Origin of the sequence: Pleurocapsa sp. PCC 7319 (assembly GCF_000332195.1) — a bacterium.
Lineage (GTDB): Bacteria > Cyanobacteriota > Cyanobacteriia > Cyanobacteriales > Xenococcaceae > Waterburya.
This window is the reverse complement of record NZ_KB235922.1, coordinates 5,866,679-5,880,745: the sequence shown is the minus strand read 5'-3', so window position 1 is coordinate 5,880,745 and position 14,067 is coordinate 5,866,679. Positions and strand designations below refer to the sequence as shown.

Genomic DNA, 14,067 nt, shown 5'->3' with positions numbered 1-14,067 from the left:
ACCTGGGAAATTAGCAGATTGTAGTTCTCGCGATCCTCAAGAGTCAGAAATATTCCTAGTTGAAGGCGATTCAGCCGGTGGCTGTTTTGTGGGAGAGACTGAGATTACCCTGGTTGATGGACGTTCCTTAAGCTTTCAAGAACTAGTAACTGAGCAAGAAGAAGGTAAACAAAACTTCTGTTACACAATTCGCCATGATGGCAAAATTGGTATTGAAAAAATTATCAATGCCAGAGTTACTAAGAAAAATGCCGAAGTAATTAAATTAACCTTAGATAACGGTGAAAGTATCACTTGTACACCAGATCATCGTTTTATGTTGCGAGATGGTAGTTATAAAGCAGCAGCATTTTTAACTCCAGATGATTCATTAATGCCACTATATCGTAAGACTTCTAATATTAATGAACCTGGCATTACTGTCGACGGTTACGAAATGGTTTGGGATAATCGCTCTGATTCTTGGTTATTCACTCATATACTTGCCGATTGGTACAATCGTTGGCAAGGTATATATGTCAAAGAGGATGGAGAACATTGCCATCATCTTGATTTCAATAAACTTAATAACAATCCAACAAACCTAAAGCGTCTTCCCAAAGAAGAACATCTGGCTTTACACCGTCGACATATCAGTAAGACATTGCATCGACCTGAAGCGATCAAAAAATGTCGTCAAATTAAGCAAACAGATAAGTTTCGTTCAATGATGAGTCAAAGAATGAAACAACCTGAAACAGTCAAGATATTATCTGAACAAGCTCAAGCACAATGGCAGGATGAAGAGTATAAGGCTTATATGACTGCTAAATGGCGAGAATTTTATGAAACTAACGAAGAATATCGCCAGCAAAATAAAGAACGATTAAATAAGGCACAACGGGAAGATTGGGGAGAAGAAAGTAATAGAATTGCCCAAGCTGAAAGAGTTCATAACTATTTTGCTAATAATCCCGATGCGAGAGAAGAACTTTCATCAATTGCTAAAAAACAATGGCAAGATGAAAAATTGTTAGCGTGGCGCAAGGAAAAAACTAAGCAGCAGTGGACACCTGAATTCAGGGATAAACGTCGTCAAGCTTTAAATAAAACTTACTACCGTAAGACACTAGCTGCCTTAAAACAGATTGAAATCGAACAGGGAAACTTAGATTTAGAGAGTTACTATCAATACCGTTTATCAACTAAAGATAAATCGTTGCTTAAGTTTGATACCTTTGTCAATCGATATTTTGATGGGGATAAAAATAAAGCTTGTGAAACAGTAGCTAATTACAATCACCGCGTTGTAAAAATTGAATCAGTAGCTGAAAAATCTGATGTTTACGATATAGAAGTACCTCACACTCATAACTTTGCTCTAGCAAGTGGTGTATTTGTTCATAATAGTGCCAAACAAGGAAGGGACAGGCAATTTCAGGCAATTTTGCCCCTAAGAGGTAAGATAATCAACATTGAAAAGACTGATGACACCAAAATCTATAAAAATAATGAGATTCAGTCGATGATTACTGCTTTGGGATTAGGCATCAAAGGTGATGAATTTGATCCTTCTCAACTACGCTATCACCGCATAGTAATTATGAGTGTAGCGGGAGATGAACCCACTCTTGTATTAGACGAATATACAGGACAGACTGAGTTTGTAGAAATTGGTAAATTTATCGATGAATGTGTGGAAGGAAAACGCACTACTGAAAGATATCAGGTGGTTTGTTTTGATCCTGGTACCAATGAAACTCGTTTTCGTCCTCTGAAAGCAGTCATCCGTCACGGTCACGAAGAGCCGATGTATAAGATTACTACTAGATACAATCGCTCGGTTAAAGTGACTTCTTCTCACAGTGTTTTTGTCTATGAGGATGGAGAAGTAAAACTAAAAAAAGGAAACGAAATCCGAGAAGGGGATTTATTAGTAGCCAGTCGTCGTTTACCTCGTCCCGAAAATAGTCCGACTCGGATTGATTTACTCAAGATTTTCTACGAAGCAGGATTAACTAATTCTCTCTATTTACAGGGAGAAGATGTTCGGAAAATAGCTGCAAAAAGAGTTTTGGCAAAAGTATCTCAGCCTGAACAATGGAGTGAACCCAGGGTTAAATTGGATCAAGCTGGCTGGCAGGAATTAGTTTGCCAGCGTCAGACAGCAGGTATTTCGCAAAAAGCAGTTGCTACTAGCTGTGGAGTTAAGCAACCGATCACTATTAGTCATTGGGAAAGGGGTATCAATCGACCTACTTTAACTGATTTTCTCGGTTATCTTGATGCGATTGGCGGTAACGACAATGTTATCTATGAGACTTTACCTTCAAAGATCGATAATTTATTAACTCAAGATGACAATAGTAAAAATGCACGTTGGCGCGAAGTCAGTGCTTATAAACCTATTAGTTTCTTTACTCCTAACGAATTAAATCAATTAGGAGAAGAAATACACATTGTTCCCCAAGCTCATATCGATAAAGCATTTAACCGCTATCTACCGATTAACCGCGACTTGATGTATTTCTTGGGTTGGTATGTGGCAGAAGGAACTTTAAGCAAGCATCAAGTTAGTTTGAATTTGGGTCAAAAAGACCAACCTTTTATTCCTGAATTGATTGCAGCCATTGAACAAGTTTTTGATGAAACTCCTCGTCTTTATCAAGATCCTGATAGCGAAGGAATTAAACTCTACTTCCAAAGTGTTGCAGCAGCTAGACTATTGAGAGCTTGGGGATTAGCTAAGCTAGCTCATCAAAAACAACTCCCCGATATTGTTTTAAGTCTGGGTGAAGAATTACAATTAGCCTTTTTAAAAGGTTATTTCCTTGGCGATGGTACAACAGTTGGTCAAAATATTTCTTTTACTACTAACTCCAGTAAGTTAAAAGATGGCTTATTGTATTTATTTGGTCAGTTGGGTTTAATTGCTAGTCATACCCATCATCAACCTTCAACAGCAGAGAATGCAGCAATTCAAACTCGCCGTGATTACTACACTATTGCTATCTGTGGTAAGAAACAATTAGATTACTGCCGTCCAATCTGGCAAAATCACCCTAATGCCGATAAGTTAGAAGCACATCTGACAAGATCCACCCGTAAGTCTCAAGCTTATGTGGCTATTAGTGAAGACTTAATGGGATTAAAAGTAATCTCTAACGAAGAAATAGATTTGGTTGGTGATTATGTCTATGATTTTTCTGTGCAAGACGATGAAAACTTTGTCTGTGGTACTGGTGGTTTAGCTTGCCATAATACTGATGCTGATGTAGATGGGGCACACATCAGAACCCTTTTGCTTACTTTCTTCTATCGTTATCAGCGAGAATTAGTCGACCAGGGATATATCTATATCGCCTGTCCTCCCCTTTATAAACTAGAACGGGGGCGCAACCATCAATATTGTTATAGCGATCGCGAGTTGGAACAGCGCATTAGTGAGTTTCCCGCCAACGCTAATTACACTATCCAAAGATTTAAAGGGTTGGGTGAGATGATGCCCCAGCAGCTTTGGGATACGACCATGAATCCTGAAACCCGTGCCATGAAGCGGGTAGAAATCGATGATGCTGCCGAAGCCGATCGCATTTTTACAGTTTTAATGGGCGATCGCGTTGCACCAAGAAGAGAGTTTATTGAAACTCATGCACCTAAGTTGAATCTAGACGATCTCGATATTTAATTCTTGGTTAATCAATAATTTAATTCATTATACGGTTAGTATCATCTTGACCGTATTTTTATTTGTTGATAAATCTTATTCGTTATTACTTATGGCTCGTGATCGAGATAAAAATGACACTACATTGTTAGATCATCATTGTTAAAACCCAAGAAATTGTAGAAGTTCACGTTGGCGATCGCCCTCATATCGATCTCTTGATTGAAAAGTCAGAAAGTCAGATCTAAACGATCACTTGCTTTCAAGCTACTAAATCGTGAGAGACTGAATAAAGCTGAATAACATCAATCTATTCTTCTACTTGGCGATCGCTCGATGGATTCTGAAAAGGTCTTAAAAACTGTAGAACAGTTGTTACAAAGACAACTTACCCAGATAGAACAAAGAGTTTTAATTCTATCTTGGGAAGGTCAATCTTATAAAGATATTGAGGAGAATACGGGATACGTAATTGGCTATCTGAGAGATATTGGTTCGAGTATGTGGAGGCAACTATCAAACGTACTGCAAAAGCGGGTCACTAAAAAAAATCTACCGATAGTTCTCGAACAATTCCAGCCAAACAAAGATTTAGTATTGCCAAGTAACCTTCCGCCACAGACAGATAGTGACGATCCAGACAACATGAATGCTCACAGTGATTTGAGTTTTCCCAGCGCACCAGTATCGTCTAATTCTCGTCTATATATCAAACGTCCCCCCTGCGAAGAACTAGCTCGCAACGAAATTGCTCGACAGGGTTGTTTGCTGCGAATTAAAGCACCTCAAAAGATGGGTAAGAGTTCTTTACTCAATCAGGTAATTGCTCAAGCCAATAGTTTGGGCGATCAAGTTGCTTATTTAGATTTTAAAGATGCAGAATCAGCAGTTTTTAATTCGCTAGATTGTCTGCTTCATTGGTTTTGTGCTGCTGTCTGTCAGCAATTAAATCTTCCTCCTAATTTAGATTATTACTGGGACGAAGATTATGGCAGTAAAATGAGTTGTAAAATTTTTTTTGAAAGCTATATTCTCAAGCATACTGATCGCTCTTTGGTTTTGACTATTAATGAAGTCAATCGCATTTTTGAACATCCTCAGACGGCGGCAGATTTCTTACCCCTGTTGCGCTCGTTTCACGAACAGTCTCGTCGCAGTGTAACCTGGCAAAAGCTGCGTTTAGTACTCGTATATTCAACTGATATTTACGTTCCCCTCAATATCAATCAATCTCCTTTTAACATAGGCTTATGCTTAAAGTTACCGCCATTTAATTTCCAACAGGTTAGAGATTTGGCACAAAGATACGAACTAAATTGGCAAGGTAACGAAGTCGAACAATTAATGTCTTTGGTAGGGGGACATCCTTATCTAGTTAACATTGCCTTATATTATCTCAGCCACGAAGTTATAGATTTCGAACGGCTATTATCAGATGCACCCAAACCTACAGGAATTTATCGCCAACACCTGCAAAGCTATTTAATCCTATTGCAACAAGAACCGCAGTTAATATCCGCAATGTATAACCTGGTTAATAGTAGCGAACCGATAAGGTTAGATGTGCTAGTAGCCTATAAACTAGAAAGTCTGGGACTAATTGAGTTAGATCGTTTTTTTGCCCAAGTTAGTTGTCAATTGTATCGTCTTTATTTTCAGGAAGTCTTAGAACTCCATCGAAGCGATCGCACTGGCTAAAAAACAATCGCAGTTGGCATCTGAGAGTTTTATTTACCGTTCGACGTGAGTTCGACGAGGTGGAAAAAGCTTAAATATTTCCCAACTTTCTAATTTTTAGATCTCTAAAGTCCTGATTGTTTCGTTAAGAAAAACATAACTCCTAACTCCGAATTCCGAACTTCGAACTCACGTCGTTCGAGATCGAACAAGCAAAAATTAACCACAGTTGAGCTTGATTTCAGGAAGTCTTTCCCCTGAATTATCAGTTCGATATGCCGTTAAGATTACTTCTCCAGACTCCGTTACTTTAACTCCTCTAGCTGGTTGAATTTTACCTTGGGCTGTTTCAATGGGTTCGGGAACATTAGCGGTAGGGTTCACTTCTCCATTGACTGTGACATTGAGAGAATTCAAAGGAAGTCCTGGTTCGGGAACGATTCCACCTTTACCTGAAATAGCCAGACCATTCTGAGCTGCTGCTTCACGATTAGCTTGGCAAGCTTGAGCAGTTGTTTGTTCAGGTTCTACTATGTTTTGTGGTAGTTCAATTGCTCGCTGCACAGGATTAATCCTGGAAGTATTGATATTGACAGTACCATCTAAGCCTAAAACTTGAGAACTAGCATCAATATCGTTGCTATTATTATTGATGAAATCACCAGTCTCGTCATCAATCCCGTCTCCTATTGCCAGTCCAAAGATTTGTTCGACATTGAGATTAATATTTCCACCTCTTCCTCGATTTGCAGTAGCAATCAAATCATTACCAATACCATTGCTAGGGAAAGCCAGAATAAACCGAGCATCAATATCTAAGTTGCCACCATTAGCATTACCAAAGGCTTGAGCAGAGATAAAACTGTTATCTCCCAGGGTAATGTCTTCTGCAATTTGTAAATCAATATTACTATTTACTCCTGTTTGTGATTGAGTTGCAGCTTCAATTCTGGCTGTATCTACTAGGTCAAGATTCTTAGCTTCAATCAAAATACTTCCTGGTTGTCCTGTACCTGGAGTTCGTTCTCCTATATTGTCAAAATTACTGACTTCAATGGTGCCACCACTAGCAATAGTTAGTTGCTCGGTAAGCACATTAACATTACCGCTATTACCATTGTTAATTAGGGCATTAGCGGATATGCCACTGCGAAACCGTTCAATTGCACCGCTGATGAAGATAGATTCTGTAGCATTGATGGTTACATTTCCTGCATTACCTTGACCAAAAGTACTAGTAAAAACCCTTCCCCCATTAGTTAGAATTAGATTAGCAGTATCGATAGTCACACCTCCTGCATCTCCTACTGCATCTGGACCAACACCACTATTAGCACCACTAGGAATACCTTCTGAAGTTTCACCTTCAATAATTATGTCTCCTGTAGCGGTAATGTCGACGCTTCCTGCATTCCCTTGACTTCCTGTACTAACATCAACGCTTCCCCCATTAGTTAGAGTTAGATTAGCAGTATCGATAGTCACACCTCCTGCATCTCCTACTGCACCAAAATTAACAGTACTAGTAGCACCACTAGGAATACCTTCTGAAGTTTCACCCTCAAAAATTATGTCTCCTGTAGCGGTAATGTCGACGCTTCCTGCATTCCCTTGACCTCCTGTACTAGCATTAACCCTTCCCCCTGCCGTTAGAGTGAGATTAGCAGTATCGATAGTCACACCTCCTGCATTTCCTTCTGCATCTGTACCAACAACACTAAAAGCACCACTAGGAAAACCTCTTGAAGGTTCACCCTCAAAAATTATGTCTCCTGTAGCGGTAATGTCGATGCTTCCTGCATTCCCTTGACCAAAAGTACTAGCATCAACTAGTCCCCCATTAGTTAAAGTTAGATTAGCAGTATCGATAGTCACATCTCCTGCATCTCCTACAGCATCTGAACCAACAACACTATTAGCACCACTAGGAGAACCTTTTAAATCTTCACCCTCAAAAATTATGTCTCCTGTAGCGGTAATGTCGATGCTTCCTGCATCCCCTTGACCAAAAGTATTAACATCAAGTTGTCCCCCATTAGTTAGAGTTAGGTTAGCAGTATCGATAGTCACACCTCCTGCATTCCCTTGACCAAAAGTACTAGCATCAACTAGTCCCCCATTAGTTAGAGTTAGGTTAGCAGTATCGATAGTCACACCTCCTGCATTCCCTTGACCAAAAGTACTAGCATCAACTAGTCCCCCATTAGTTAGAGTTAGGTTGGCAGTATCGATATTCACACCTCCTGCATTCCCTACAGCATCTGGACCAACAACACTAGTAGCACCACTAGGAAAACCATTTGAACCTTCACCCTCAAAAATTATGTCTCCTGTAGCGGTAATATCGACGCTTCCTGCATTCCCTTGACCAAAAGTACTAGCATCAACTAGTCCCCCATTAGTTAGAGTGAGATTAGCAGTATCGATATTCACACCTCCTGCATCTCCTTCTGCATCTGGACGAACAACACTAGTAGCACCACTAGGAGAACCTCCTAAATCTTCACCATCAATAGTTATGTCTCCTGTAGCGGTAATATCAATGCTTCCTGCATTCCCTTGACCAAAAGTATCAGTGAAAACTAGTCCCCCATTTATTACTTCAATTGAACTAGTATTAATCGTGATATTGCCTGAATTGCCGACTCCACCAATATCAACTTGATTAGTAATACTACTATCATCAAGGGTTATATTTTCAGCAACATCGATAGTCACATCTCCTGCTTGTGCCTCGGCAGATGTGGATTCAGCTCTAATTCCTGCGATAATGAAACTACTACCAAATTCTCCTGCTGATAAATTCAAGTTGCGAGCGTTAACGCTAACACTTCCACCCCCTGTTCCACTAACATCTACAATGGATAAATTGCTCAAATTGATATCTGCTTTGGTTACTTCTTCAGGAAAACTCAAACTACCATCAGGATTAATCCCAACTGTTCCTGCTTCAGATAATCCTCCTAATTCAATATTGCCTCCTCTAGCAATAGCAAAACCCGTCTCAAAGTTAATATTACCGCCAACCAAAGCTAGATGATTACCAGGGTCAACTTCCAAACCGACTAATTCTTCTGCACTATTTTGAGTCAAGGAACGATTGATTATTTCTCCTGGTTGATCCCGAAAACCTAAACCAATGGGAGCATTAATAGTTAATAAAGGAGGATTTTCTAAATCGGCAGCACTAAATTCCCCATCTTCAAACAGAACACTAGTGGCACTACTGCCATAAAATGAACCTCCTATATCTAATCTGGCATTCTCTCCGAATATAATCCCTGCGGGATTAATCAAGAACAAACTAGAATTGCCATTAGCCCGAATTAAACCATCAATATTAGATACATTACCGCCAGTAACCCGACTAAAGATATTAGAGATATCAGTCGCATTATTAAAAAAGGCTTCATTCCCTGTCGGTACAGAAAAGTTTTGAAAGCTATGGAAGAGATTGCCACCCCTGGTTTCTCCACCTGTAATTTCTGCTACATTACCATTTTGATTTACTTGAGTATTAACTGTGCCATCGGAAGTAACTTGAGCTAAAGATATATCACTAGTGGCGTAGAGGCAGCCAAGAGTACAGAGAGAAAGTTGAAATAAAGGAGAAAAAGATTTGGACACGATAGTAGTATAGTTGAATCAAAAAAAGGCTTCAAAAATACTACCATTAAGAGCAGTTATTTTAACTTATTTTTCAAGATGTTTTTAATGTTGTCAAAATTGTCACTGCTATGAGAGAGAAATGATGGAAGTTGAGGAGATTTGCGAAAATGGAGTTTGATTAACTCTTGCTGTAACTGGTCATACCGAAAATAAGACAAGCAAGAGAAATTTCCTAGTTTTCCCTTGCTTGTTCTGATTAAAGTAACTATTGTTTATTACAGATAACTAGAGCTAACAGCTAATAGCCAGTAGGGTGAGCGAAATTTACGGTGGCAAAAATTGTAATTGCCGTTACTCGTTACTTTTTACTCGTTACTTAAAGCGTCTCTATTATTTAACTCCCACACCTTTTTTCTTCACCCTAGCCGATAGCTAGTAGCTAATTTAAGCGTGAGCTAATAGTTGGTCTGCTTGTTTAGCAGTTTCAAAGAAATAACGAACATTATCTTCAGGAGTACCAACCAATACACCGTGTCCTAAGTTGAGGATATGCCCTTGGTTTCCTGCCTTACGAATAGTATCCAAAATGCGATCGCGAATTACATCATGAGAACCAAATAAAACACCAGGATCAATATTTCCTTGCACTTTCATATCTTTACCTAGTCTCTGTCTAGCTTCTGCCATGTCTACTGTCCAGTCAACATTGACAATATCCGCCCCAGAAGGAGTCATCCGCTCCAACAGACCAGCACTACCACTAACTAACAAGATTAGTGGTGTATCGGGATGAGTTTCTTTAACTTTGCGGAATACCTGCTGCTGATAAGGTAAAGCAAAAACTTCGTAATCTTGAGGACATAATTGTCCTGCCCAGGAGTCAAACATCTGCACTGCCTGTGCCCCGCAATCAATTTGATAGCAGATATAAGTAGCGATCGCATCTGCCAGCTTACTCAATAACTGATGCAAAATAGTTGGGTCGGAAAATGCCATACCTTTGATATTGGAGTAAGTTTTAGAACCCTTTCCTTCCACAGCATAAGCAGCTAAAGTCCAAGGCGCACCCACAAAACCCAAAACAGTCGATTTATTGCCCACTTCAGAACGTAAACTTTGCAAAATAGTTTTGATGAAGGGTAAAGACTCGTCTGGATTTAAAGCTTTTAGTGCATCCACTTGTTGCTGACTGCGGATAGGAGAACTAATGATCGGTCCTTTTCCTTCAGCAATATCCATTTCGATGCCCAAACCAGGTAGAGGAGTAACAATGTCAGAAAACATAATTACACCATCAGGTTGAAAAGCTTTCCAAGGCTGTAATGAAATCTCGATCGCCACTTCAGGTATTTCGGAGCGTTCACGAAAACTGGGATATTTTTCTCTAATATCTCGATATGCTTTCATATATCTACCCGCCTGACGCATCATCCACACAGGAGGGCGTTCTAATATTTCGCCACGGGCTGCTCTTAACAACAATGGCGTTTCATTTGCTTCGCTCATTTGTATTAATTCCTTGTAATATTTTTTTTAAAGCGCAACTGCTAGCTTACCATTGCACAAGGGTTCGATCGCTCTGAGGCATTGTTTAATTATGTGAAGATTAACAGAACAATGCCATTGGTTAGGCATTGAGGAACAGAAAGTGGATCTACTTACCTAAGATGCACTAACACTCAATTCACAATCAGGAATCGGCACTAGGGAACAAATAACTCTTTCTAATTCTTGGAGTGAATAAGGCTCAACTAAGCAAGCATTAAAGTCCAAATTGGTAGTGGCAAGTTTTTGTTGGGATGCCAAATTGGTAATAATAATAATAGGAATATTGCGTGTGAGCCAATCTAGTCTTAAGACGGAAATCAACTCCATTTTCTTGATTTGAGATATCTCAAAATCCAGCACAACTAGATCGGGTTGATGTTGTTGTATCCAAGATAATATCGTCGTCGTTTTTTTTGAGTAAATATAAACTTGGTCATACAAAGCTAATATTCTCGAATTAGCTCCCAGTCGTTTCTGACCGCGGTTATGTGTGGCGATTAATATGGTCATTATAGGCAAGATATGTCGGACTTCATCTCAATTCCTATGGGCATAGCCCAAAATTATGTTAGCTAGATAAACCTCACATCTAAACATAGTGTAACGTTTATTTCTTAGAAGCAAAAACTATTTTTATGAAACCTGAGCTTGGTAAAACAGATACTATTAATTTTAAAGCTTTCACTAAAATTTCTAAAACTAAAATAGGAAAAATAACTGACTCGAATGAACAGTCGTCAAGTTAAATTAAAACCTAAAACTTATAATTCATCTCCAAGCCAAATTAATCCAGTAGTATTACTAACTGTAATCTTCCTGTTTATAGTTTTACTATTGCATCATGGCAATTATACTTATGATTTTCTTGATCCTCTTCGTGACTTTGAAATCAATAAACCATTACAAAAGTTCTCAGTAGGGGGATTTCTGTTTCTTTCAGGCTTTAAACTTGTAAAATCGAAATTATCTGTACCAGCCTCGGATTTTTGGGTTAACAGATTTTCAAGAGTTTATCTACCATATTTATTCGCCGTAATTATTTTCTCATTTGTAGTTTATCCAATTGGCAATAATAGTAATTTTCCTTCTATACCTAATTTTCTAATCCATATTTTGTGTTTGCAAGCACTATTGCCCAATTTTTTTCAACCAAACTATACTACTATTTGGTTTGTTAGTATTCTTTTTTGTTGTTACGCTTTCTTTTTATCAACTAGAAGATTATTAGTACGAATATTTGATTTTTGTCTCGTATTATCACTAACAATTATCTCTATTTATTGGCTAAGATTATTGGTTTTAAGATGGGGAATAGCCATCTTTCGGGGTGACTTTGAAATATATTTATTATTTTTTGCTCTGGGTATGCTCTATGCTCAAACTGAATATTTTTTTAAGAAAACAAAAATCAAAGTTCTTTTATTAATAGCAACAGTAAGTGTCTTAAATTCAATTTTATATTATAATTTTATCGCCTTGAGTTGGAATATATTACCTTGGGAAATAATCACTATTATTGGTACTAGTATTCCTCTATATTTAGTTGGGTTTAAAATTGCTCCTCGTTTATCTTGCAACCACAAAATTTTGACTTTGATGAACCTGGTTGCCTATTCTTCTTTTTGCACGTTTTTATTTCACAGACCAATTTGGACTATGTTGAGATGGATCTGGTATCAAAAATCTCTACCTCAAGCTGCTTTTATTGTGATTCTGGGAATACCATTGATTCTGTTTATTTCCTATTGGCTTCAGACATTATATGATCGAATACGATCGAGATTATCAAATTTTCGGCAGGTAATTTAACTCAATCTATCAGTTCTAAGTTAAAGATCAACTTGTGATAATTAATTTAAAAATTTGCTTTTTTAGCTTTAAATTCTAATAAATTCACCTGCTTTTGCAAATCCTTATTTTCAGTTTTCAAGTAAGCAATTTTCTTTTGTGCCTTTTTAAAATGACCCTTATAGGCACCTAAGCTTTTATTACTTTTACCTAGTTTTTGGCGATGCTTTTTCTCTTTTACCAATTGACGCTGTAATTTTTTATATGCAGTTTGAAGTTCTTGTAGTCCACCTTTGCATTCAGATTTAAGCTTTTTTAATTCGCGATCGCGGGTGGCAACCATTTTATTGAGACTATCAATCTTGACCAACATTTGCCGATCAAAATTATTGGTTTTTACATTATTAATTAATCCTTGATAGCTGTTGTGAATCCACTCATGCTGAGTTTTAAATGCCCTTCTGGTAGCTTCATACTTGATGGTGTTTAACACTGCCTCTTTATAAATTCCCGTATGATTAGCTTTTATTTCCATTAATAATCTGTCGTAATTAGTCGCGTTGTGTCTCAAACTGTCACAATTAGCTTCAATATATTTCACGCGATCGCCCGTATTGGAATTAATAATATAAGCCTCTGCACCTTCTCCACGAGGAGGATGACAGACAATACGATCTTTCCAACTTTGAATAACTTCCTGTAAGGTAAACTGTTGGGTGATAATACTCATTTGCGTTTAGATTGTTATATAGATAGATCCAATCAAGCTCAGACTAATAAAAAATCTATCAATTAGTCAGACTATGGCAATAACAACTATTCATAATCAAGCTAGTTGTGAAAATGCCATCTAGGTCACGACAGTTTTAACAAGCAAAACAGAAATACGCCACTGTAATTACTTAAAACTACAAAAATCACATTTAATGCAACGAGGATTGTACTGATATTACCGAGTGAATCAAACTCTAAGCATTTTCATTTTACTTTGCAGATTGGCATTTTCTTGTTGAAGAAGTTTATTTTCACACTGCAATAGAATAATTTGTTTTTGTGCTTTTTTGAATAGATTTTGACAACTCTGTAAGCTCTTATTATGATTATCTACTTGCTGTTTTTTAGTTCGATCTTGAATAAACTGTGTAATCAACCATTTGTATTTTAGCTTTAGTTCATTTAGACCATTCTTTAATTCTGATTTAAGGATATTTATTTCGCGATCGCAGTTCTGTAAATGCTGATTTAGTCTAGCTATTTCTTGATTTTTCTGTTCGATTTCTGCTTTCTTTTGTTGGAAGATATTTTCAGCCTTGATTATTGCCAATTTTCCTCGACATTCGCGTTTAATAGTAGCTATTTCCCGTTTCTGCTCACTAATTATTTCTTTAAGTTGTTGAATTTCCTTTGTTTGTTGCTCTGCATCAATCTGTTTTTGACTTATCGATATTTTATAGCTATCTTGAATCCATTCATGCTGTTTTTTAAAGGCACGTCGAGTTGTTTCGTATTTAATTGTATTCAGAACCGCTTCTTTCAAATAACCATTATATTGCGCCTTGATTTTAACTAATAAAGAATCATAATTAGTTGCTAGATGTCTTAATTCATCACAGTTAGCATGAATATAATTAATTAAGTTATTATTGTTAGAATCAACCACGTAGGCGTTATAGCCATCTCCTTTAGGGGAAAAACAAATAATTTGATCTTTCCAAGTTTGAATGATTGCTTGCAAACTTCCCCTAGTTTCGGTTGAATTCATGATACTCATCACTGTTAATTAGCTGTCTATAAGTTAC

General features: G+C 37.7%; 8 protein-coding genes. 3 read left to right on the top strand and 5 right to left on the bottom strand.

The annotated features are described in order from the left end of the window. Positions 1 to 88 precede the first annotated feature (88 nt). The gene (locus PLEUR7319_RS43310; protein WP_371265407.1) at positions 89 to 3,667 is read left to right on the top strand and encodes an LAGLIDADG family homing endonuclease; all 3,579 of its coding nucleotides are present in this window, start codon (positions 89 to 91) and stop codon (positions 3,665 to 3,667) included. Between the two features lie 315 nt (positions 3,668 to 3,982). After that, positions 3,983 to 5,344 (top strand): AAA-like domain-containing protein, encoded by a 1,362-nt coding sequence (locus tag PLEUR7319_RS0130730; RefSeq protein WP_019509076.1) that lies wholly within the window; start codon positions 3,983 to 3,985, stop codon positions 5,342 to 5,344. Between the two features lie 198 nt (positions 5,345 to 5,542). On the opposite strand, the gene PLEUR7319_RS0130725 is transcribed toward PLEUR7319_RS0130730, so the two are convergent. The 3 genes from PLEUR7319_RS0130725 to PLEUR7319_RS0130715 all read right to left on the bottom strand — a co-directional run bounded on the left by PLEUR7319_RS0130725 (position 5,543) and on the right by PLEUR7319_RS0130715 (position 10,990). Next, positions 5,543 to 8,950: a filamentous hemagglutinin N-terminal domain-containing protein gene (locus tag PLEUR7319_RS0130725; protein WP_019509075.1), complete on the bottom strand. Its 3,408-nt coding sequence runs from the start codon at positions 8,948 to 8,950 to the stop codon at positions 5,543 to 5,545. Positions 8,951 to 9,376: 426 nt separating this feature from the next. Further along, positions 9,377 to 10,438, bottom strand: coding sequence for a uroporphyrinogen decarboxylase (gene hemE, locus PLEUR7319_RS0130720; protein ID WP_019509074.1), 1,062 nt, complete (start codon positions 10,436 to 10,438; stop codon positions 9,377 to 9,379). 156 nt (positions 10,439 to 10,594) lie between these two features. Beyond that, complete coding sequence (locus tag PLEUR7319_RS0130715; RefSeq protein ID WP_019509073.1) at positions 10,595 to 10,990, bottom strand: two-component system response regulator; 396 nt, start codon at positions 10,988 to 10,990, stop codon at positions 10,595 to 10,597. Between the two features lie 216 nt (positions 10,991 to 11,206). Between PLEUR7319_RS0130715 and PLEUR7319_RS0130705 the strand changes: the two genes are divergently transcribed. Next, complete coding sequence (locus PLEUR7319_RS0130705) at positions 11,207 to 12,289, top strand: acyltransferase family protein (protein ID WP_019509071.1); 1,083 nt, start codon at positions 11,207 to 11,209, stop codon at positions 12,287 to 12,289. A gap of 46 nt (positions 12,290 to 12,335) precedes the next feature. Here PLEUR7319_RS0130705 and PLEUR7319_RS0130700 read toward each other — a convergent pair whose 3' ends face one another. After that, positions 12,336 to 12,998 carry a hypothetical protein gene (locus PLEUR7319_RS0130700; RefSeq protein WP_019509070.1) on the bottom strand — a complete coding sequence of 221 codons (663 nt, stop codon included), beginning with the start codon at positions 12,996 to 12,998 and terminating at the stop codon, positions 12,336 to 12,338. Positions 12,999 to 13,229: 231 nt separating this feature from the next. Then, positions 13,230 to 14,030, bottom strand: a complete 801-nt coding sequence (locus tag PLEUR7319_RS0130695; protein WP_019509069.1) for a hypothetical protein — start codon at positions 14,028 to 14,030, stop codon at positions 13,230 to 13,232. Positions 14,031 to 14,067 lie beyond the last annotated feature (37 nt).

What these genes read in the sequence shown, in the direction of transcription:
- PLEUR7319_RS0130695 (WP_019509069.1), bottom strand. Translation starts at nt 14,030, where the DNA reads ATGAATTCAACCGAAACTAGGGGAAGTTTGCAAGCAATCATTCAAACT.
- PLEUR7319_RS0130705 (WP_019509071.1), top strand. Translation starts at nt 11,207, where the DNA reads ATGAACAGTCGTCAAGTTAAATTAAAACCTAAAACTTATAATTCATCT.
- PLEUR7319_RS0130715 (WP_019509073.1), bottom strand. Translation starts at nt 10,990, where the DNA reads ATGACCATATTAATCGCCACACATAACCGCGGTCAGAAACGACTGGGA.
- PLEUR7319_RS0130700 (WP_019509070.1), bottom strand. Translation starts at nt 12,998, where the DNA reads ATGAGTATTATCACCCAACAGTTTACCTTACAGGAAGTTATTCAAAGT.
- hemE (WP_019509074.1), bottom strand. Translation starts at nt 10,438, where the DNA reads ATGAGCGAAGCAAATGAAACGCCATTGTTGTTAAGAGCAGCCCGTGGC.
- PLEUR7319_RS0130730 (WP_019509076.1), top strand. Translation starts at nt 3,983, where the DNA reads ATGGATTCTGAAAAGGTCTTAAAAACTGTAGAACAGTTGTTACAAAGA.